Source organism: Pantoea sp. App145 (assembly GCF_047947045.1).
Classification (GTDB): Bacteria; Pseudomonadota; Gammaproteobacteria; order Enterobacterales; family Enterobacteriaceae; genus Pantoea.
In genome coordinates this window covers 245,162-264,603 of sequence record NZ_CP133294.1, presented here as the reverse complement: position 1 = coordinate 264,603, position 19,442 = coordinate 245,162, and the positions used below count along the sequence as shown (strand labels likewise).

Here is a 19,442-nt window from a genome sequence, read left to right as displayed (position 1 = left end):
GGCATTCTTTATGCATTATCAAAATCATAATGGCATTATGAAAATGCACTTTGTTTTGAGTGAGTGTGGGTTAAGCAGGCCTGGACATACGTCTGGCGTCGTTTCGCTTCTATGAGGATCTCCCTGTGGCTAAAAATGCAATCAGCTGTACCTGGCAAAGAAAAACCCTCAGCGCCGTTGTGCTGGCCAGCGCCGTACTCGGACTGTCTGGAGTCAGTGGCACCGCATCTGCTAACGAACTGGCGGACATCAAAGCACACGGTGAGATGGTGTGCGGCACGCTCTCCACCACCGAGCCAATGGGGTTTACCGATGCCAAAACCCGTAAAGTTGTCGGATTTGATGTTGATGTTTGTCAGGCACTGGCCGATCAACTCGGCGTGAAAATGGTGCAGAAAACCCTGTCAGTGGAAGCACGCATTCCGGAATTACAGATTGGCCGGGTTGATATCCTTTCCGCCGCACTCGGTTACACAGCAGAAAGGGCAAAACAGATTGATTTCACTTCCTCACATTTCCAGGTACCCCTGAAAGTGCTGGTGCCGGTCAGCGATGGCGATAAATCCCTGGCGGATTTGGACGATAAACGTGTCGGCATGACTTCCGGGTCCACTTCTGAATATTGGTTGCGCAAATCTTTCCCGAAAATCGGCGTCGTTACCTATCACGATTCCCCGTCAGCATTTTTGGCACTTCAGCAACGGAAAATCAGCGGGCAGGCATTCGCACAAACCTCCGGCATCCGTTATCTGCAGGCCGGGAAAGGGAAATATACCTTCATCGATCAGCCGATTGGCTGGGAACCCAACGCGCTGGGCGTCAGAAAAGGCGAACCTGAATTTCTGGCGGCGGTTAACAGCGCACTGGAAAAAATGGAGCAGGAAGGCAAACTGGATGCCATCTGGAATAAATGGCTGGGTAAGGGCACCGTCTATAATATGCCGCGGAAACATAAATTAGAACCGATCGAGCAAATCAAACTCAGTACAGAATAAATCGCCGAAAAATAGATGATGATAATGCCGCATCTGATTCCGGTGCGGTAATCATTACGCCTGTTTTGCAAGAAACGAATATCAACCTCTATACGCAGTTATCTCATCATGATGATTATTGATTATTACGGATCTCACTGCGTTAAGGAGCTGAGTTGCAATGGTAAGTTTTGATCCACTTTCACTGCTGCAGGGTGCTTATTTGCAGTGGCTGATAACAGGTCTGGAAACAACATTAAGCCTTTTTGCTTTATGTCTGATCTCCAGCTTTATTCTGGCATTATTTCTGACCGCGATGCGTATATCAGGTATTGCCCCCCTGCGCTGGTTTGTCGTTATTTATGTCGAATATCACCGTAATGTGCCGGTACTGGTTCAGTTGCTGTTGTGGTATTTTGGTCTGTCGGCGGTGTTACCCGATATATTGTCTCAGTGGGTCAATGAGCACGGCAGTGAATTCTTCTTTGCCTATGTGGCACTGACGCTGAATACCGCGGCATTTATGTCTGAAGATCTGCGCAGTGGCTTGCGCTCCATTGCCAGCGGCCAGATGGAAGCCTGCCGGGCGCTGGGGCTAACTTTTGCCCAGGCCATGCGGGATGTGATTTTACCGCAGTCGATTCGCGTCTCTGTTCCGCCACTCATTAATCAGTCACTGGCATTGTACAAAGCCACCAGCCTGGCAATGGCGATCAGCGTTGCAGAGCTCACCTACGCGGCCAAACAGATTGAAAATGAAACCTTCAGGACCTTTGAAGCGTTCGCCATTGTCTCGGTGATTTATTTGCTGGGTTCGTTACTGATCGTTGGCGTCGGCTTTGCTTACGATCGTTTCATTTACCACGCCGGGAGCCGCTAAGATGAACGATATGCTTTCAATCGTGGTGAACTATCGCGACCTGATTCTGGTGGGGGGTTATCCCGACGGCCCGCTGGGCGGATTAGCCCTGACGTTGCTGATTGCGGCGGCGGGTTTAATCTGCGCCTTCCCGCTGGCGATATTGATCGGCATTGCCCGCACCAGCAAACATAAAATCATCTATGTACCGGTAACATTATTTTCCAGCGTGATTCGCGGCCTGCCGGTATTGATGCTGGTGTTCTGGTCTTATTTTGCAGTGCCGTTAATTTCCGGCCATTCTATCTCGGGCGTGAAGACGCTGACGGTGGCGTTGATTATTTACGAAATGGCATTTTTAGGGGAAGTGGTCAGGGCCGGTATTAATGCGATTCCAAAGGGACAAACTGAAGCTGCCCGTACCCTGGGGATCAGTTATACCCGAACTATGTTTGAAATTATTTTGCCGCAGGCATTATTTAATATGATCCCCAGTATTCTGAATCAGTTTATCAACCTGATTAAAAATACCTCACTGGGTTATGTTATTGGTGTTGCCGAATTAACCTACTCCGCTTATCAAATCAACACGCTGGAGTTAACCAAACCGCTCCAGGTATTTGGCGTGCTGGCAATTATTTATTTCATTATCTGTTTTTCGCTGACGCAGCTGGTTGGAAAACTTGAAAGCGTTCTAAAGAAAAAACACTAAGTTAACCTGCAGGAGAAGGCAGATGTTAAGAATTGAAAACGTTGAGAAGTGGTATGGACCCAATAAAGTCCTCAACAACGTCAACGAGGTGGTGGAAAAAGGCGAAGTGGTGGTGGTTTGCGGTCCATCCGGGTCTGGCAAATCAACCCTGATCCGCACCATCAACCGGCTGGAAGAGATTCAGCAAGGACGGATTCTGGTCAACGGTGTAGACAGCCGTGCGCAAAACACCGACCTCAACCAGTTTCGCAGCAACATCGGTTTCGTTTTCCAGCAGTTCAACCTGTTTGCCAACCTCACCGTGTTGCAGAACGTCACACTGGCGCAGCGCCGGGTGCGCAAGAGTAACAAACGGGAAGCCGATGCGGTTTCCATGGCCTTGCTGGAGAAAGTCGGCCTCTCGGCGAAACTGCATGCTTATCCCCATCAGCTCTCGGGTGGACAGCAACAGCGTGTCGCCATCGCCCGTGCCCTGGCGATGAAACCTCCGGTCATGCTGTTCGACGAGCCGACCAGTGCGCTCGACCCGGAAATGGTCGGCGAAGTCCTGCAGGTCATGAAGCAACTCGGCAAGGAAGGTATGACCATGGTGTGTGTCACCCACGAAATGGGGTTTGCCCGGGAAGTGGCCGACCGGGTGATCTTCATGGATCGCGGTGAAATCCTTGAACGAGCTAAGCCAGAAGACTTTTTCCATCATCCCCAACATCCGCGTGCGCAAAAATTTGTCGCCGATATTCGCCACTGACAGGACCAATAAGAATGACCATTTTATCCAATACCCTCTCCCGGATTAAACCTTCCGCCAGCAACGCGGCCAGCCAGCTGGCGCGTGATATGAAAGCGCAGGGGAAGGATGTTATCGCCCTGAGTTCCGGGGAACCGGACTTCGATACCCCGGAGCACATCAAGCAGGCGGCATTGCAGGCGATGACGCAGGGCGAAACAAAGTACCCGCCGATCGCCGGTATTCCTGCGCTGCGCGAAGCGGTGGTTGCCAAATTTAAACGCGACAACCAGCTGGAATATACCGTTAAACAAATCATCGTCTCCAATGGTGCCAAACAGATTATCTCCAATGCGCTGATGGCGACGCTGAACGCAGGTGACGAGGTGATTATTCCCGCCCCTTACTGGGTGTCTTACCCGGAAATGGTCTCGCTGGCGGGCGGCTCGCCGGTCACCGTCGCGGTCAGTGAAGCGCAGGGGTTCAAACTCTCAGCGGAAGCGCTGGAGCAGGCGATCACGCCGAAAACCAAGTGGCTGTTGTTCAACTCACCTTCCAACCCCACGGGCGCGGTGTATTCCCTGGAGGAACTGCGTGCGCTGTCTGATGTTCTGCTGCGCCATCCGCATGTCTGGGTGATGTGTGACGATATCTACGAACAACTGATTTATGACGACAATCAGTTTTACACTTTCCCGCAGGTTGAACCCGCGCTGATGGATCGTTCTCTGGTGATCAACGGCGTATCGAAAGCCTATGCCATGACCGGATGGCGTGTCGGTTACGGTGCCGGACCTGCAACGCTTATCAAAGCGATGGAAACGATCCAGGGACAAATCACCTCTGGTGTCTCTTCTATTTCCCAATGGGCTGCCGTTGCCGCACTGAATGGTCCGCAGGATTTCCTTAATGAGTGGCGCGCCAGCTTTGTTATGCGCCGCAATTATGTGGTTGAGGCACTGAATGCGGCCCCTGGCCTGACGTGCCAGGTGCCTGCAGGGGCGTTTTACGTCTATCCCTCCTGTGCCGGTGTGCTGAATAAAACCACACCATCCGGACGCGTTATCCGCAGCGATAAAGACTTCACCGAAGCCCTGCTGGAAAGTGAAGGTGTGGCGCTGGTGCACGGCGACGCATTCGGCCTGGCACCGAATTTCCGTCTCTCGTACGCCGCGTCGATGGAGCAACTGCAGGAAGCCTGCATGCGTATCCAGCGTTTCTGCCGCAGCCTGCACTAAGCCACTGCCCGGGCTTCCACCCGGGCCACATTGCAACCTGAACATCTTTTGGCCGATTCACGATGCTGACCACGACTTTTCCTGTGTTTAAAGAACCGATGACCCGCAGGTATTTAATGGGGCAGGCCGCATCAATCCTCGGTTTATGGACGCAAAACGTCACCCTGAATTTACTGTTATGGCAGATGAGTCATTCACCCTGGCTGCTCGGGGTGCTGAACTTCCTGTTGTACTGTCCGTCTCTGGTGGTTCCGTTGCTGTTTGGCAGCCGTCTGACGCCAGCACGGGTGAAAACCATCATGATGCGCATCCTGTGTTTCTCGATGACCATCACCACGTTGCTGCTCGCCAGTGTGATCTTTGGTTTCATCAGCCCGACTTTCGTGCTGCTGGTGGCGGCAGTCGCCGGGTGCATCTCCTCAATGGAGCTGCCAACCCGACAACTGCTGCTGACCAGCAGCCTGCACGACAAATCCCTGATGTATAACGCCGTTGCCATGAACACCATGGTATTCAACATCGGGCGGATGTTTGGCCCAGCGCTGGCCGCCTATAGCTTTAACCATGTGGGAGCCGTCGGGGGATTCGTCATCTCTCTGTGCGGGCTGACGACCATGTTCTGCGCGGTACGTACCATTCAGGTGGTGGAAACGGAACACAGTCAACGCCGCGCCGGAGGGATGCGCAACGCGCTGCGTTTCGTCACCCAGGATAGCTTTGCGCTGCGCTTTTTACCGATGCTGGCCTTTGTCGGGATCTTCGCCGGTTCTTATCAGTCGCTGATCCCGGTACTGGCGGCGCAGAGTTTCCATGATACCGCACGCTACACCGGCTGGTTTTTCAGTAGCGCGGGTGTCGGCTCGCTCTGCTCGGCGGTGTTTATCTCCAGCCGGGTGTCACACCAGCAGCTACTGCAATGGTTGCAGGTTGCACCCTGGAGCGGGGTTGTGGCACTGGGCGGCATCGCCTTGTCCCATCAGCCGCTGCTGACCTGCCTGTGCTTTCTGTTGCTGGGGTTATCCCTGACGTTTTTCTCCACCATGATCAATTCCACCCTGCAACACCGCAGCCCGCCCGAGTTGCGCGGCGGGGTGGTTGGCCTCTACAGCATGTCATTTCAGGGCACCATGCCGCTCGGCAACCTGTTGGTCGGCATGCTGGCCTCGGTGGGCAATATCACCCTGACTTTTATGGTGATGGCGGCAGCACTGGCTGTTTTGCTTGCCGGGCAGTGGGGGCTTCTGAAGTGGAAATAACACCTTCCTATAACGACGCAATGAAAGAACAACAGATGAAAAAAACAATATTGATGGCGCGCACGCTGCCGGACGAGTTGGTTAAGCAGTTACGTGAACATTATCACCTCGTTGGCCCATTAACCCGTCTGGATGGCAGCGATTTGCCGGAAGGAGCGGAGTCAGCCGAGGTTCTGCTGACCATGAGCAGCATTAAAACCGATAAGGCACTGATCGATGCATTGCCAAAGTTGCAGCTGGTGAGTTGCTATGGCTCCGGGGTGGAGTTTGTTGATTGCGAGTATCTGAAACAGCGAGGCATCGCCCTGACCAATGCCGCCGGAACCAATGCCAGCAGCGTGGCGGAGTTCGCCATGGGGCTGATTTTAGCCGGATCGCGGCATATTTTAGCGGGTGACCGTTTTCTGCGTACCGGTCTGTGGAAAGGCAACAGCGTCGAACGTTATCACCTCGTGCCCGGATTACAGGATTGCCGACTTGGCATCTACGGGCTGGGGGAAATTGGCAGCCGCATCGCCCGTCTGGGGGAGGCATTTAATATGTCCATCGGCTATCACAGCCGCAGTCGCAAGCCGGTGCCTTATCAGTATCTGGCGAGCCTGGAAGCCCTGGCTGACTGGGCTGATATTCTGGTGGTCGCCACCCGCGGCAGCGAAGAAAACTATCACGCCATCAACGACAATATTCTTCAGCGATTGGGTCCGCACGGGTATTTGATCAACATTGCGCGTGGAATGCTGGTGGATGAAACCGCGCTATGTAATGCGCTGGACAACGGCCAGCTGGCGGGGGCCGCTCTGGATGTTTATGAATCCGAACCCGCCGTTTCCGCCCGCTTACGCGCTACGCAAAACGTGATTCTGACACCGCATATCGCTGCCAATACCCATTATGCACAAGCCGCGCAGCAGAAACGTATGCTGGACAATGTTGAATTGTATTTCTCAGGCAGTGAGCTGATTGGCAGGGTATGTTAATGCTAGTACATTACTTTTCATTGAATAACGGCTTTTGTTTACCTGACAGGAAATTATGGCAAGGCAGAAAACTACCGATATCGATCGTTCCGTCAAAGCGGTTAAGCGTACCCTGGCCATCTTAGATGCCTTTGTTGATCACCCCGGTGGCATGACGCTGGGAGAACTGGAAGAAGCGACAGGTTTGTTTAAAAGCGTCATCATGCGTTACATGCTGTCGCTGGAGGCGGAGCGCTACGTGTCCAAGCGGGTTGATGGTTGCTATGAACTGGGTTCCCGCGCCTATCAATTAGGTTGTACTTACGAGCGAACTTTCAACCTGCGCGAACACGTCATGCCGGTGCTGAATAAACTGACGGAAGTGACAGTGGAAAGCAGCTCCTTCTTTGTGCGTGAAGGGGATTTTCGTCTGTGTCTGTATCGGAAAGATTCGCCGCAACATATTCGCTCCAGCGTCCCTGTCGGCACCTTGTTGCCGATGGACGATACCTCCGCAGCGACAGCCTTACGCCATTTTGAGCAGGGGATACCGGAAGGCTGGTCTTACGCGCAGGGCGTGTTCACCTCTACTGGCGCGGGGAGTAACCTGCCGACCAGCCTGACTGCCTCGATGTCGGTTCCCATTTTTAAGCACGATAACCAGCTGGCGGGTGCATTGGGCATTTCCGGCCCGATCATTCGCTTCGATCCGGCTAATCCCGACAGCCAGCAGTTGTTAATCGAAGAAGCCAGAAAACTGTCCTATGCGCTCGGGGCAACCATCTATGAATAAGGGAATGCCTATTTCACGCACCACGTTGCACAGTGAAATAGCCGATGCCATCCGGGAGATGATCGTCAGCGGTGAGCTGGAGCCGGGCGACAGAATACCGGAGAAAGATCTTTGTGAACGGTTTGGCATTTCCCGCACGCCGTTGCGGGAGGCGCTCAAGGTGCTGGCAACCGAGGGGATGCTGGTTCTGCTGCCGCAGCGCGGTGCACGCGTAGCGATGCTGACCGATGAAGAACTGTACGAGCTGTTTCCCATCATCGCCAGCCTGGAAGGGCTGGCCTGTGAATTAGCCTGCGAGAAAATAACTGATGACGAGCTTATCGCTATCGAACAGCTGCACGCCGCTATGCTGCATACTTACCAGCAGCAGGACAAACTGGAATACGCCCGGCTGAATCGGGAAATCCATCTTGCGTTGTTCGCTGCCGCCCGTAATCAATCCCTGCTGGCGCTCTACCGCAACCTGGAGCAGCGCATCCGTAATATTCGCCATACCGTGCGCCAGTTGCCTGGTGACTGGCGGCTGGCGATGCAGGAACATGAGGAGATCATGATCTGCCTGCGCGCGCGCGAATCCGCCCGTCTGGCGCAAACCATGCGTCAGCACGTAATGAGTACCGCCAACGCAGTGCGCAACGCGATGAACGCCAGCCGACCTGCGGCTGACTGACGATTTACGGCGGGGTTCCCTCGCCGTTATCCCCTTTTTTGCTTTCTTTTGCTGCTGACGCAGCGGCTTTTGGCTGCCTTTGTGCAATATGAATTCATTATACATTATTAATTTCCGTTGACGGGATCCTCGCCAACGCATCATTCTGGCCTTCAGCGCTGTCGTCTTCTGTTCCTGCTGCCAGGTGGGAACAGCCGAATTTTCATTTGATTGCAGTATTTGGCTTACCACGGAGAGATCATGAAACGATATCTGCCCCTGTTAACCGTTATCACCCTGGGATTGTCTGCTTTGCCGGTTGCCGGTGAAGAACTCAACGGAACATTGAAGAAGATTGCCGACAGCGGACAGATTTCCGTCGGGCATCGTGATGGCGCTGTGCCTTTTTCCTATTACGACGACAACCAGAAGCCGATCGGCTACGCGATGGATATCTGCGGTGCGGTGGTGGATGCGGTGAAAACCCGGCTGAACAAGCCTGACCTCAAGGTTGATACCATGGCGGTGACCGGTGCGACGCGCATCCCGTTGCTGGCCAATGGCACCATCGACATGGAGTGTGGCACCACTACCAACAACGCTGAACGACAAAAGCAGGTGACGTTCTCCACGACTTACTTCGTCGCCGCAGTCCGCATCATGTCGAAAAAATCCGCGCCGGTGGCAGACATGGCTGAGCTGAAAGGCAAAACGGTAGTCACGCTGTCGGGCACTACCAGCGTGAAGATCATCAACGAGGCGAATAATGCCCAACATCTGGGGATGCGCATCCTGATGGCGAAAGATCTGGGGGAAGGGATGCTGACGCTGGAAACCGGTCGCGCAGCTGCCTTTATCTTTGATGATGTTTCCCTGGCAGGGGCTCGCGCCACCGCCAAATCACCTGACGACTATCAGATCTCAGATCAGCCTTTATCCGTAGAACCTTATGGCATCATGCTGCGCCGCGACGATCCACAGTTCAAAGCGCTGGTGAATTCCGCCATCGAGGGGCTGTATAAAAGCGGGGCGATTAACGCCATTTATGCCAAATGGTTTACCCAGCCGATCGCGCCAATGAACGTCAACATGAACTTCCCGATGTCGGCGCAGTTGACGAAAGCTATCGCTAATCCGACCGACGATCCGAATCCAGAGTTGTATCGCTAAGCCACGAGACGCGGGCAGGATAAATACATGAACTACCACTGGAACTGGGCTGCCTTTTTCGATGTGTCGCTGGACGGTGCTCATACTTACTGGGAAACGCTGGTGATGGGGCTGGGGTGGACGGCGGCTACGGCGGTTGGCGCTTTCGCAATTGCGCTGCTGCTCGGTTCGCTGGCTGGCGTGCTGCGCAATGTGCCGTCACCCTGGCTGAACCGGGGCGGCAGTGCCTTCGTCGAGGTATTCCGTAACATTCCGCTGCTGATGCAGATGTTTCTGTGGTACTTCGTGTTGCCGGAAGCCTTACCAAAGGAGGCCGGAGACTGGCTCAAGCAACTGCCTGACGCTCAGTTCTATACTGCGGTGCTGTGCCTGGGCTGTTATCACGGGGCGCGTATGGCGGAAGTGTTGCGTGCCGGGCTGGAGAGCCTGTCCAAAGGCCAACGTATGGCCGGGCAGGCGCTGGGACTGACGCTGCCCCAGACCTATCTCTATGTCTTGCTGCCGGTGGCATATCGCATCGTGACACCGGCCATTACCTCCGAATTCCTCAGCTGTACCAAAAACACTTCAGTGGCGCTGGCTATTGGCCTGATTGAGCTGACCGGCAGCGCCCGAGCCATGCAGGAAAACACCTTTCAGGTCTTCGAGGCGTTCAGCGTCGCCACCTTGCTGTATCTGATGCTCAATATGACCATCGTCTTCACGATGCGCGGCATAGAAAAGCGGGCTGCGCTGCCGGGTTATGGAAAAAAAGGATAGGTTATGCTGTCAGGATTTGACGTTCAAAGCATTATCAGCGCGCTGCCTTATCTGATTTTGACCGGTATGCGCTTCACCCTCAGCCTGACCCTCTGTGCCACGGTGATCGGTATCGTATTTGGCACCGGTCTGGCGATTATGCGCCTGTGCCGCTACCCGCTGCTGGCAATGATCGCAACAGGATACGTCAACCTGATGCGTTCGTTGCCGCTGGTGCTGGTGATTTTCTGGTTCTATTTCCTGGTGCCTTATCTGCTGCAATGGCTGACCGGCTCCTCGTTTCCGGTCCGGGTGGATCCGTTCTGGTCATCGGTGGTGACTTTTACCTTATTCGAAGCCTGCTATTTCTGCGAGATCGTCCGCTCCGGGATCCAGTCGCTGCCGCGTGGGCAAAGCAATGCAGCGCTGGCGCTGGGTCTCACTCCGGCACAATCTCTGTTTTACGTGGTACTGCCGCAGGCGATGCGCAACATGCTGCCGCTGTTCCTGACACAAACCATCATCCTGTTTCAGGACACCTCGCTGGTTTACGTGCTGTCGATCACCGACTTTCTCGGTGCCGCCGCGAAAGTGGCGCAGCGTGACGGCCGCCTGCTGGAGATGTATCTGTTTGCGGCGGCGGTTTATTTCCTGATCTCTTACGGCGCTTCGTGCGGCGTGCGCTATCTGCAAAAGCGCATTTCCATTGTGCGCTAGCACGACATTTCACTTTGACGGATGTTCTGATGACTGTACCTGATACTCATGATTTCACCTCGTCTGCTAACGATCCTGACGCGTTGTTACGCGCAGCAGCGGCGCGGACTGAGGTGCTGCAACACGACCGTATCGTGCTCTACGCTGGAGCCAACCTGCCCAGTCCGGCTGCAATGGCTGCCTATGCGCCAGGACTCAGCGCTTATCCGGCGATGGGGCCGGCCTTTGACAAAGAGCAACCGGACACCGGGCTGGTTTCGGCACTGGAAGTCGCGCTAACCCAGGAAATCAATGGATTGCTTGGTTCCACCTGGGCCGAGACGCGCCTGCCCAATTGCACCACCGCCAATCTGGCGGTATTCCACACCTTCACAAAGCCGGGCGATTTATTGCTGGCACCGGCTGCGGCCCACGGTGGCCATCTCAGCCAGCGGCGTGATGGAACCCCGGCGCTGGCTGGTCTGCGTGTGACGGATCTGCCGTTCGAGGTGAACAATTGTTGCCTCGACGCGGCAGCGGCGGCAGACCAGGTACGGCTGCTACGACCAACGATGGTGATGCTGGGGCGCTCGGTGATGATCAAACCGGATGACGTGGAGCCGGTGGTCGCTGCGGCCCGCGAGGTGGGCGCTGTGACGGTGTTCGATGCATCCCATGTGCTGGGCCTGATTACCGGCGGCGTGTTTCCCAACCCGCTGGCGCTGGGCGTTGATATACTGACCAGCTCCACCTACAAAACGCTGCCGGGACGCCCGCATAGCATCATTGCCGGGCGCGATGCCGGGCAAGGGAAACAATTAGCGCAACTTATTGGGCAGCGATTTATCGCCAATGCCGACGCCGGATGCCTGCCGTCTCTGCTGGTCACCCTGCGCGAAGCGCGTGAAGAGGGGGCGCATTATGCGCAGCAAATTTGCCGCAATACGCTGGCGATGGCTGGGGCGCTGGCCGGGCTGGGAGTGACGGTAACGGCGGCAACCGCGGGACAAATCGCTACTCACCAGTTACTGGTGCCGATGAGTGACGATTTACCGCCGAATGCGGTCATCGACAGGTTGGCCCGGCAAGGCGTGCTGGTCGGCACCTGCAACGATCCGCAGGTACCCGGGAAGTTTGCCCTGCGCGTGGGTACTCAGTTTATGACCCGACAGGGATGTGATGAACAGGCGTTTGCGGCATTCGCTGCCCGGCTGGCGGGGCTATTAACGCGCGGTCCGGATGGGCGGATGGTTTGCTCTCATAGGGTAAAACCATGAGGGATAAAAAAACATACAGCAATCATATAATGTAGGTATGTTTCTACGGGCTGGATTTTCATGAGAGGTTAGCTTGAGTTGCACAGCACACTGCTGTGCAATGTCCCATCATTTATTGGCAACCTACACATTCCATAAGCGAAAAAGGCCGCCCCTGGGGGCGACCTCTTCCGGCACTTCCTTTTGCGACCATCTGTTATTTGTACAGTTCAGCGGTCATATGCACACGGTTGTTGGTGTTGGCTTCGGTAATTTTATACTGGTCACCATGCTGTGCGGCCTGAGCGGCAACCTGAGCTTCGGCACCGTCCAGAGTATCGGCGGTAACAGAGATGCTCTGGGCGAAGCTTGCTGCTGACATCAGAGAAAGAGCGGCAGCGGCGGCGATGGTCATTGCTTTGATAGTTTTCATGGTCTTATTCCTTGGTTTGTATGGTTGAAAGCATGATTGCTTTCGATGGGAATAATGATAACTATAGTAACCATTAGCACATTAACAATAAATGCGGGTATTGTGATCATGCTAACTATTGCGGTGATAGGGAAAATCAATGAACATCATCCCGTCAGGATCCTGGTATCTAAACCGACCAATAGTGGGTAGATAAGCAAATGAAGGTGATGGGAAATATTTTCAGGATTGTTGTTGTTCTTGCTGTTTTTATTTCGGGCGCGACGCTGGCGGCAGATGGTTCGCAGGAGGTACTGGTTGGAGGGCAGGCCAGAACCTTTGCCCTCCATGTGCCTGATGGCACCCCTCCGGCTGGCGGATTTCCTGTGATTCTGGCCTTTCATGGCGGTGGAATGAGAGGAGCAGGAATGGAGAGAATGACGGGATTCAATGCGGTGGCCGACCAGGACCGCTTTATCGTCATTTATCCGGATGGCATCGATAAACACTGGAATGATGGTCGCACAACGATCAAAAATCCGCAGGATGATGTCAGTTTCGTCGCGGCTTTGCTTGACCAGATTCAGCGTAACTATGCCGTCAACCGCAGGCAGATCTTTGCAACCGGCATATCCAACGGAGCATTGTTTACTGAGCGCCTGGGCTGTGATCTTTCATCCCGCATCGCCGCGATTGCGCCTGTGGCGGGTTCACTTCCTGCGGACCTGGCTCCGGCTTGTCGGCCTGCAAAGCCGGTTGCGGTGATGCAGATCAACGGAATGGCTGACCCGATCATGCCCTACAGTGGTGGATGGGTGGAAGATTTTGGCGGCAGAGGGGAAGGGGGGCAGGTGATATCCGTTGCAGAAACCGCGGCTTTTTGGGCCAGGCATAACGGATGTGCAGGTGAGTCTAAATCCGTCAGGCTTCCCGCTGTTGTCATGTCCGATCCCACCAGAATCGTGCGTACGGATTACCTCAGTTGTCCACCTGTGGGTAAGGTGGCCGTCCTTTCGGTGAGGGGCGGAGGCCACGTCTGGCCTGGAAATAACCTGTCATTTCATCCGCGAATTACCGGACAACCCAGCCATCAGATTAACGCCAGCGAAGTGATTGCGGATTTCTTCTTATCCTTACCGAAGAGATAACCGGCAGGGATTATAGTTACAACAAACTTTAAGTTATTTGCTCTCCAGCCTTAACTCCGTGCATCCGATCAGCGGCGTTGAAGGTCGGGTGTTTTGGTTGCGCTATACGCCTGTTGTAACTAAATTGTTCACCTTTCCTGTTCAACCGAACAGGAAAGGTGAAACCTGGGCAATTAAGGGTTTCTTTTAAAATGACTGCTGGTAAAAGCCCGACAACGGTCTGAGATGGGATCGAGGAAGACCTGCTCAGGTGCCCCCTGTTCTTCAATCACTCCCTGATGGAGAAACACTGCCTTATTGGACACCTCACGTGCAAAACCCATTTCATGGGTCACGATAACCATGGTGCGGCCTTCTTCCGCCAGTGAACGTATCACCCGCAACACTTCACCCACCAGTTCGGGATCGAGAGCTGAGGTTGGCTCATCAAACAATAACGCTTTCGGTTGTTGTGCCAGCGCCCGCGCTATGGCGACACGCTGTTGCTGGCCGCCGGAGAGTTGGGATGACCAGGCATGACGCTTTTCATACATTCCTACCTTATGCAGCAATGCTTCCGCCTCATCAATGCATTCCTGTTTATTTCGTTTTTGCACAAACACCGGTGCTTCAATAATGTTCTGCAAAACCGTCTTATGTGGCCACAGATTAAAACTTTGAAAGACAAAACCTAACTGCATGCGGATAGATTTGATAGTTCTACGCTGCCAGCGATTCAACGACTCGTCAGGATTATTGATGGTGACGATATCATTGCCAATGGCAATTTCCCCGGCCTGGGGGACTTCAAGAAAGGGAATACAGCGCAACAGGGTACTTTTTCCTGAACCACTGGCACCAATCAGTGAAATAACATCCCCGTCATTTGCCGTCAGACTGACGTTATGAAGAACGTCATGGTTGCCATAGCTCTTTTTAATATTACTGAGCATGATCGTTGGGATAGCCATTAATGTACTCCGAAATTCTGCGGTGAAAGGTGTTTTTCCAGACGGGATATGGCATAACTCACCACAACTGAAATCACCAAATAAATAATTGCGGCAATCAGGAACACTTCCAGCGCCCTGAAAGTTGATGACACGATGGCATCCGCCATACCTGTCATCTCCATCAGACTGATGGTGCTGACCAGTGAGGTCGATTTGAGCATGGAAATGATTTCATTACTGTAAGCCGGTAAAGCCTGGCGCACAGCAATTGGCAAGGTTATACGCCTCAGCCGCAGGAAGGCCGACATGCCACTGACTTTGGCGGCCTCCGTAGATTGATGGGTGACGGCATTCAACCCGCCGCGCAGAATTTCCGAGGTATAAGCGGCATCATTGAGGATCAGTGCAATCAGCCCGCACCAGTAAGGCGAACGCAGCACCGGCCACATCACGCTTTCATGAATAAATGTCAGGCTTCCCAGCCCGTAATAAATCATAAAGATCTGAATTAATAACGGTGTGCCGCGAAATAAAAACACGTAACCACGATAGAACCAGGCCCCTGCTCGTGTAAGACGTAATAAATTCAGCGATAATGCCAGACAACCGCCACCTGCCAGCGACAATACGGTGAGATTCAGTGTCAAAGGCAAGGCTTTCATCAGGCTGATAAAAGTTTCGAAAAAAAATGAACTGTCCACGGCATTACCCTTGTTGACTGATAATTTTCTGTCCGCGCAAAGAAAATTTCTCGATATTGCGAAATACCTGATCTGATATAACGGTGATGATCAGATAAATAACAGCGCCGACGGCGTAGAAAAAGAAGGGCATTTGTGTCGAGCCGGAAGCAGATGAAACCTGGTTCATGGTTTCCACCAACCCGGTAACGGAAACCAGCGCTGACTCTTTAATCACCGACTGCCACTGATTACCCAGCGCTGGAACCGCTGTTTTCAATGCCTGGGGAACAATAATACGGTGGAATATCATCATTTTCGTCATACCGGTAACCACCGCTGCTTCAACGGTTCCCTTCGGGATGGCATACCAGGCACCGCGAAATACGCCGCTTTGATAAGCTCCAGAGATCAGGCCAATCGCCATTGCCCCGGCGATAAAGCCATTGACGTCAAAGGGGCCAGCCAACCCCAGAACCTCGCCAAAAAACGCAACGACCTGACGCCCCCCGAAATAGAACAGATAAATGACCAGTAGTTCAGGCACACCGCGCATCACAATGACATAACCGTTGGCAATTTTATGTTGCCAGCGATCCCCACTCAGTTGCATCCAGCACAACAGGCTGCCTAACAGCATCCCCAGTACAAAGGCGCACAGGGACACCGAAAAAGTCACGCCGGCCGCTTTCAGCAGTGCCATCCCCCAGCCTTCGTCACTAAACCCCAGCAGTTGCCAGTCGATATTCATACCCGTGACCTCATTTATTCCGCCGGCGTGACATCAGTGCCAAACCACTTGAGGGAAAGGGCTTTTAAGGTGCCATCCTTGATCATCGAATTCAGTGCAGCATCGATTTTGGTTTTCAGCTCACCTTCATCTTTCCGTAAGCCAATGGCGGAGCCGACACCTAATACGCCGCCGGAATAGCGGTAACCGGTGATCGTCGCGCTTTCCTTATGCTTATCAACAAATGCCGCCATGTTAGTCACCGACGCCATCACCGCATCAACCCGACCATTGCTGAGGTCAGCATAGGTTTCCGGGCCAGCCTGATAGGTGCGAATGGTGGCAACATCAGCCAGATACTTATTGAGGAAGTCAGCCTGGATAGTGGCGACCTGCACAGCAATGGTTTTGCCAGCGAAGGCTTTTTTCAGTTGTGCCAGAGATTGATTCATACCAGCTTCATCACTGGCGGGGATCACGGTGTCAGCACCTGGCAGGACGGGAATCGCCCCTTTTCTCAGCGTGACAAAACCCGAGATACTATTGGTGTAGGGGCGCGAGAAATTAATCGCCTGCGCTCTGGCCGGTGTGATGGTGATGGAATCGACTACCGCGTCATATTTCCCATCCATCAGCCCAGGAATAATCCCCGACCATTTCTGGGCAATGATTTCGTAGCTAAAACCTGCGCGTTTGGCGATTTCAGCAATCATGTCCGGTTCGAACCCAATGATTTTTCCATTGGGTGTGGTTTGGTTAAACGGGGGGAATGCACCCTCAGTAGCAATGCGCAGAGGGGCAGTTTGAGCCTGGCTTATCACCGGCAGAGCAAGCATCAGAGCCGCACACAAGATTCCCGGTAAAAAAGTCTTTTTATTCATTTCATTACCCTCGGTGAAAAGAAATTCAGGAAAGGAGATCAACAGCGATGCGGCTCAGGGCAATGGCACCCACTTTGATACAGGCTTCATCAGGTTGATAATCGGAGTTGTGCAAATGGTCATGACGCCCGTCAATCGCTGAACCGAACTCAATCTGGCAACCCGGTACACGCTCCGTGAAGTATGAAAAATCCTCAGCGCCAAAACTGGACTTCGGCGTGGCTTCAATACGCTCACCAAAATGTTGTGAAAGGATGCCTTCGACCTGATCGATAAGATGTTCGTCATTAATCAGTGGCGGGACACCACGTTGATAATTCAGCGAAATTTCTACGTCCATTGCCTGGGCAAACCCGGTGCAGATGCGACGGAATGCGGCCTCAATTTGGTTCCGACGTTCCGCAGAGCGCGCGCGCACCGTGCCCTGAAAAATACAGCTGTCAGGAATGATGTTATGAGTGCTTCCCCCCTCTATGTGGCCGATGGTCAGCACAGCAGAATCTGCCGGATCGGCCTCGCGCGAGATAATGGTCTGCAATTGAGTGATTAAACCGACGGCGGCGATAATGGGGTCGCGGCCCATATGGGGGCGGGCGGCATGGGTTGATACCCCCTTCACCGTCACATCAAATTCATCACTGGAGGCGGTACTGGCACCACGCGTCAGCGCGATCCTTCCCGCCTGCAACTCTGGTTTATTGTGGAGCGTGATGGCCAGATCGATACCGTCGGCTGCGCCATCGGCGATCATGGCAGCGGCGCCACTTTCTGCGGTCTCTTCAGCAGGCTGGAAAATCAGACGCACATTGCCTTTCAGCTGCGGCGTGAGATCTTTCAGGGTAGCCGCCACGCCCAGCAGGGTCGCCGTATGCAGATCATGCCCGCAGGCATGCATTTTCCCGGCAATCTGGCTGGCATAGGATAAACCCGTTTGCTCCTGCATCGGCAGTGCATCCATATCGGCGCGTAACAATAACGTCGGGCCAGTCGCGCCCCCTGAAATATCTAACTGAACGCCGGTTCGTCCTACGCCGGTTTTCGGTTGATAGCCCATTTTCTCCAGTTCAGACCTGACAATTTCCGCAGTTCTGACTGTGTCAAAACCCAATTCAGGAAAGGAATGAATATCACGACGAATAGCGATTAAATGCGGTTCGAGTTCAGCAATTTTATTATTGATATGAAGCGTCAAATCTTGCGATTGAAGGTTATTCATCATTACCCCTGGTGTTGGAAAATTTCGCCATGACAGGGAGTGGAATGAATTACTCTGCCACGGCCTTTCTTAATGACCGCAGCATTCACCAGACGCTATTTTTATTAAAACCATTTATCTCCTGTCTCAGGGTCGTTTTTTTAATAGGTCTGGATTTAACAGGGAATGAGCGGGTGCTCATATGAAATAATTATCACACAGGTATTGTGATATTAACCAAAAGTGTTTGATGCCCGGTCAGATAACAATATCAGAACAATGGACGGCGCCGGGTAAACACCAGACGCCTGTAATAAGAAATGGTTATTAATAATTATTCTGTCAGTTTACCGCCTACCGCATGCTTAACCAGCCATTCGGCAAAACGACGGGCATAGGGGTTAGTAAAACCCGTTTGAGGAAAGATAAGATAAAAGTCTTCGCTGCTTTGTAAACGTGCAGAGAAGGGGGCGATGAGCTTTCCGGTGCGTAGCTGATCTTCCACCAGAGAAAGACGGCCCAGAGCAACACCAAAACCAGACTCAACCAGATTCAGCACACAGGCGTAAGTATCAAACTGAACACCTTCAGAAGCATTGATATCTGTAGCTCCGGCAAATTTCAGCCATTCTCCCCATCCTTCCTGATAACCCATGACATGCAGCAGGTGATGGTGTTTAAGATCGCTAACCTGTTGCAGAGGGAGCGAATCGGCCACACGCGGGGAACAGACCGGGAAAAGGGTATCATAGCTAAGTCGCACGGCATTAACGCCAGTCCACTGGCCTTTGCCCCAGCGAATTTCCATATCCGCTTTAATATCTTCCTCACGCATCCAGATATCGGTATTGAATTGCAGGTTGATATCCGGGTTTTCCTGACTAAATTCGCCCAATCGGCGGGCATTGAGCCAGTAGGTAAAGAAGGCAATGCTGCCTTTAATTTTGATCTGTCGCCGATGGCCTTCGCCAAAGATCTCATTGGTTGCTACCTCAAGGCGCTGAATCGCAGCCTGCACCACCGTCAGGTAGGACAAGCCTTCCTCGGTCAGTTCGATTTTGCGCGCATGGCGAATAAAAAGACTGGTTTTAAAATGGGACTCAAGACTGCGGATGTGCTGACTGATCGCCCCCTGCGTCATATGCAGTTCGTCCGCAGCCAGCGTAAAACTCTGCAACCGCGCGGCTGATTCGAAAGAACGCAACCAGTTCAATGGGGGTAACTTTTTTAAATTCTGCATAGCGCCCAATATCTTCCTGTTAATACCCTGAAATGTCGGGTTGCTATTATTTATCCCGAATCATAGCCAGAGTGTAACGAAAAACCTTAACCGGCATGCATTAATTTTAATGCGTCTCAGCCGTGTTTTTTTTCCATTTAATTTTTGCACATTTTCACTGATGCTTGCCTCCCATCAGTAACAACCAACGGCCTGACGTG

The 19,442-nt window shown here is 53.1% G+C and carries 21 protein-coding genes; 14 read left to right on the top strand and 7 right to left on the bottom strand.

The genetic code is table 11. From position 1 onward, the window contains the following. The first annotated feature begins 125 nt into the window (after window positions 1-125). From RCF31_RS27755 to RCF31_RS27695, 13 genes are all read left to right on the top strand, one after another. A complete protein-coding gene (locus RCF31_RS27755) occupies window positions 126-995 on the top strand; it encodes a transporter substrate-binding domain-containing protein (protein ID WP_416414609.1) in 870 nt (289 codons plus the stop codon). A 160-nt stretch (window positions 996-1,155) separates the two neighbouring features. Continuing rightward, a complete protein-coding gene (locus tag RCF31_RS27750) occupies window positions 1,156-1,854 on the top strand; it encodes an amino acid ABC transporter permease (RefSeq protein ID WP_299453929.1) in 699 nt (232 codons plus the stop codon). Between the two features lie 10 nt (window positions 1,855-1,864). Continuing rightward, window positions 1,865-2,545, top strand: coding sequence for an amino acid ABC transporter permease (locus tag RCF31_RS27745; protein WP_416414849.1), 681 nt, complete (start codon window positions 1,865-1,867; stop codon window positions 2,543-2,545). A gap of 22 nt (window positions 2,546-2,567) precedes the next feature. After that, entirely contained in the window at window positions 2,568-3,293 is a 726-nt protein-coding gene (locus tag RCF31_RS27740) for an amino acid ABC transporter ATP-binding protein (protein WP_084879590.1), read from the top strand. Window positions 3,294-3,307: 14 nt separating this feature from the next. Next, a complete protein-coding gene (locus tag RCF31_RS27735; RefSeq protein ID WP_416414608.1) occupies window positions 3,308-4,510 on the top strand; it encodes a pyridoxal phosphate-dependent aminotransferase in 1,203 nt (400 codons plus the stop codon). A gap of 116 nt (window positions 4,511-4,626) precedes the next feature. Further along, complete coding sequence (locus RCF31_RS27730) at window positions 4,627-5,766, top strand: MFS transporter (protein ID WP_416414607.1); 1,140 nt, start codon at window positions 4,627-4,629, stop codon at window positions 5,764-5,766. A 35-nt stretch (window positions 5,767-5,801) separates the two neighbouring features. Beyond that, the gene (locus RCF31_RS27725; RefSeq protein WP_416414606.1) at window positions 5,802-6,743 is read left to right on the top strand and encodes a 2-hydroxyacid dehydrogenase; all 942 of its coding nucleotides are present in this window, start codon (window positions 5,802-5,804) and stop codon (window positions 6,741-6,743) included. Between the two features lie 55 nt (window positions 6,744-6,798). Further along, window positions 6,799-7,515 carry an IclR family transcriptional regulator gene (locus RCF31_RS27720; RefSeq protein WP_299453942.1) on the top strand — a complete coding sequence of 239 codons (717 nt, stop codon included), beginning with the start codon at window positions 6,799-6,801 and terminating at the stop codon, window positions 7,513-7,515. Next, window positions 7,508-8,185 (top strand): GntR family transcriptional regulator, encoded by a 678-nt coding sequence (locus RCF31_RS27715; RefSeq protein WP_416414605.1) that lies wholly within the window; start codon window positions 7,508-7,510, stop codon window positions 8,183-8,185. Before RCF31_RS27720 ends, RCF31_RS27715 begins: the two co-directional genes overlap by 8 nt. Window positions 8,186-8,425: 240 nt before the next feature. Beyond that, complete coding sequence (locus RCF31_RS27710; protein ID WP_416414604.1) at window positions 8,426-9,334, top strand: transporter substrate-binding domain-containing protein; 909 nt, start codon at window positions 8,426-8,428, stop codon at window positions 9,332-9,334. A 27-nt stretch (window positions 9,335-9,361) separates the two neighbouring features. After that, entirely contained in the window at window positions 9,362-10,093 is a 732-nt protein-coding gene (locus RCF31_RS27705; RefSeq protein WP_416414603.1) for an amino acid ABC transporter permease, read from the top strand. 3 nt (window positions 10,094-10,096) lie between these two features. Continuing rightward, window positions 10,097-10,789 (top strand): amino acid ABC transporter permease, encoded by a 693-nt coding sequence (locus tag RCF31_RS27700; RefSeq protein WP_367187761.1) that lies wholly within the window; start codon window positions 10,097-10,099, stop codon window positions 10,787-10,789. A 29-nt stretch (window positions 10,790-10,818) separates the two neighbouring features. Further along, a complete protein-coding gene (locus tag RCF31_RS27695) occupies window positions 10,819-12,045 on the top strand; it encodes a glycine hydroxymethyltransferase (protein WP_416414602.1) in 1,227 nt (408 codons plus the stop codon). Between the two features lie 196 nt (window positions 12,046-12,241). Here the strand turns inward: RCF31_RS27695 and RCF31_RS27690 are convergent, their stop codons facing one another. After that, entirely contained in the window at window positions 12,242-12,457 is a 216-nt protein-coding gene (locus RCF31_RS27690; protein WP_084872098.1) for a YdgH/BhsA/McbA-like domain containing protein, read from the bottom strand. 200 nt (window positions 12,458-12,657) lie between these two features. Here RCF31_RS27690 and RCF31_RS27685 point away from each other — a divergent pair, with 200 nt between their 5' ends. Further along, complete coding sequence (locus RCF31_RS27685) at window positions 12,658-13,584, top strand: alpha/beta hydrolase family esterase (protein WP_416414601.1); 927 nt, start codon at window positions 12,658-12,660, stop codon at window positions 13,582-13,584. A gap of 173 nt (window positions 13,585-13,757) precedes the next feature. Here the strand turns inward: RCF31_RS27685 and RCF31_RS27680 are convergent, their stop codons facing one another. From RCF31_RS27680 to RCF31_RS27655, 6 genes are all read right to left on the bottom strand, one after another. Further along, on the bottom strand, window positions 13,758-14,534 hold the full coding sequence (locus RCF31_RS27680; protein WP_416414600.1) for an ABC transporter ATP-binding protein: 777 nt from the start codon (window positions 14,532-14,534) through the stop codon (window positions 13,758-13,760). After that, entirely contained in the window at window positions 14,534-15,178 is a 645-nt protein-coding gene (locus RCF31_RS27675) for an ABC transporter permease (protein ID WP_416414848.1), read from the bottom strand. The genes RCF31_RS27680 and RCF31_RS27675 overlap by 1 nt, the downstream gene beginning before the upstream one ends. 43 nt (window positions 15,179-15,221) lie before the next feature. Continuing rightward, the gene (locus tag RCF31_RS27670; protein WP_416414599.1) at window positions 15,222-15,947 is read right to left on the bottom strand and encodes an ABC transporter permease; all 726 of its coding nucleotides are present in this window, start codon (window positions 15,945-15,947) and stop codon (window positions 15,222-15,224) included. A 14-nt stretch (window positions 15,948-15,961) separates the two neighbouring features. Further along, complete coding sequence (locus RCF31_RS27665) at window positions 15,962-16,807, bottom strand: transporter substrate-binding domain-containing protein (RefSeq protein ID WP_416414598.1); 846 nt, start codon at window positions 16,805-16,807, stop codon at window positions 15,962-15,964. A gap of 25 nt (window positions 16,808-16,832) precedes the next feature. Further along, window positions 16,833-18,023 carry a M20 metallopeptidase family protein gene (locus RCF31_RS27660; RefSeq protein WP_416414597.1) on the bottom strand — a complete coding sequence of 397 codons (1,191 nt, stop codon included), beginning with the start codon at window positions 18,021-18,023 and terminating at the stop codon, window positions 16,833-16,835. Window positions 18,024-18,336: 313 nt separating this feature from the next. Beyond that, window positions 18,337-19,242, bottom strand: coding sequence for a LysR substrate-binding domain-containing protein (locus RCF31_RS27655; protein ID WP_416414596.1), 906 nt, complete (start codon window positions 19,240-19,242; stop codon window positions 18,337-18,339). Between the last annotated feature and the right edge of the window lie 200 nt (window positions 19,243-19,442).

Coding starts and splice junctions, on each gene's coding strand:
- RCF31_RS27750 (WP_299453929.1), top strand. CDS start 1,156: ATGGTAAGTTTTGATCCACTTTCACTGCTGCAGGGTGCTTATTTGCAG.
- RCF31_RS27745 (WP_416414849.1), top strand. CDS start 1,865: ATGCTTTCAATCGTGGTGAACTATCGCGACCTGATTCTGGTGGGGGGT.
- RCF31_RS27740 (WP_084879590.1), top strand. CDS start 2,568: ATGTTAAGAATTGAAAACGTTGAGAAGTGGTATGGACCCAATAAAGTC.
- RCF31_RS27735 (WP_416414608.1), top strand. CDS start 3,308: ATGACCATTTTATCCAATACCCTCTCCCGGATTAAACCTTCCGCCAGC.
- RCF31_RS27730 (WP_416414607.1), top strand. CDS start 4,627: ATGGGGCAGGCCGCATCAATCCTCGGTTTATGGACGCAAAACGTCACC.
- RCF31_RS27725 (WP_416414606.1), top strand. CDS start 5,802: ATGAAAAAAACAATATTGATGGCGCGCACGCTGCCGGACGAGTTGGTT.
- RCF31_RS27720 (WP_299453942.1), top strand. CDS start 6,799: ATGGCAAGGCAGAAAACTACCGATATCGATCGTTCCGTCAAAGCGGTT.
- RCF31_RS27715 (WP_416414605.1), top strand. CDS start 7,508: ATGAATAAGGGAATGCCTATTTCACGCACCACGTTGCACAGTGAAATA.
- RCF31_RS27710 (WP_416414604.1), top strand. CDS start 8,426: ATGAAACGATATCTGCCCCTGTTAACCGTTATCACCCTGGGATTGTCT.
- RCF31_RS27705 (WP_416414603.1), top strand. CDS start 9,362: ATGAACTACCACTGGAACTGGGCTGCCTTTTTCGATGTGTCGCTGGAC.
- RCF31_RS27700 (WP_367187761.1), top strand. CDS start 10,097: ATGCTGTCAGGATTTGACGTTCAAAGCATTATCAGCGCGCTGCCTTAT.
- RCF31_RS27695 (WP_416414602.1), top strand. CDS start 10,819: ATGACTGTACCTGATACTCATGATTTCACCTCGTCTGCTAACGATCCT.
- RCF31_RS27690 (WP_084872098.1), bottom strand. CDS start 12,457: ATGAAAACTATCAAAGCAATGACCATCGCCGCCGCTGCCGCTCTTTCT.
- RCF31_RS27685 (WP_416414601.1), top strand. CDS start 12,658: ATGAAGGTGATGGGAAATATTTTCAGGATTGTTGTTGTTCTTGCTGTT.
- RCF31_RS27680 (WP_416414600.1), bottom strand. CDS start 14,534: ATGGCTATCCCAACGATCATGCTCAGTAATATTAAAAAGAGCTATGGC.
- RCF31_RS27675 (WP_416414848.1), bottom strand. CDS start 15,178: ATGAAAGCCTTGCCTTTGACACTGAATCTCACCGTATTGTCGCTGGCA.
- RCF31_RS27670 (WP_416414599.1), bottom strand. CDS start 15,947: ATGAATATCGACTGGCAACTGCTGGGGTTTAGTGACGAAGGCTGGGGG.
- RCF31_RS27665 (WP_416414598.1), bottom strand. CDS start 16,807: ATGAATAAAAAGACTTTTTTACCGGGAATCTTGTGTGCGGCTCTGATG.
- RCF31_RS27660 (WP_416414597.1), bottom strand. CDS start 18,023: ATGAATAACCTTCAATCGCAAGATTTGACGCTTCATATCAATAATAAA.
- RCF31_RS27655 (WP_416414596.1), bottom strand. CDS start 19,242: ATGCAGAATTTAAAAAAGTTACCCCCATTGAACTGGTTGCGTTCTTTC.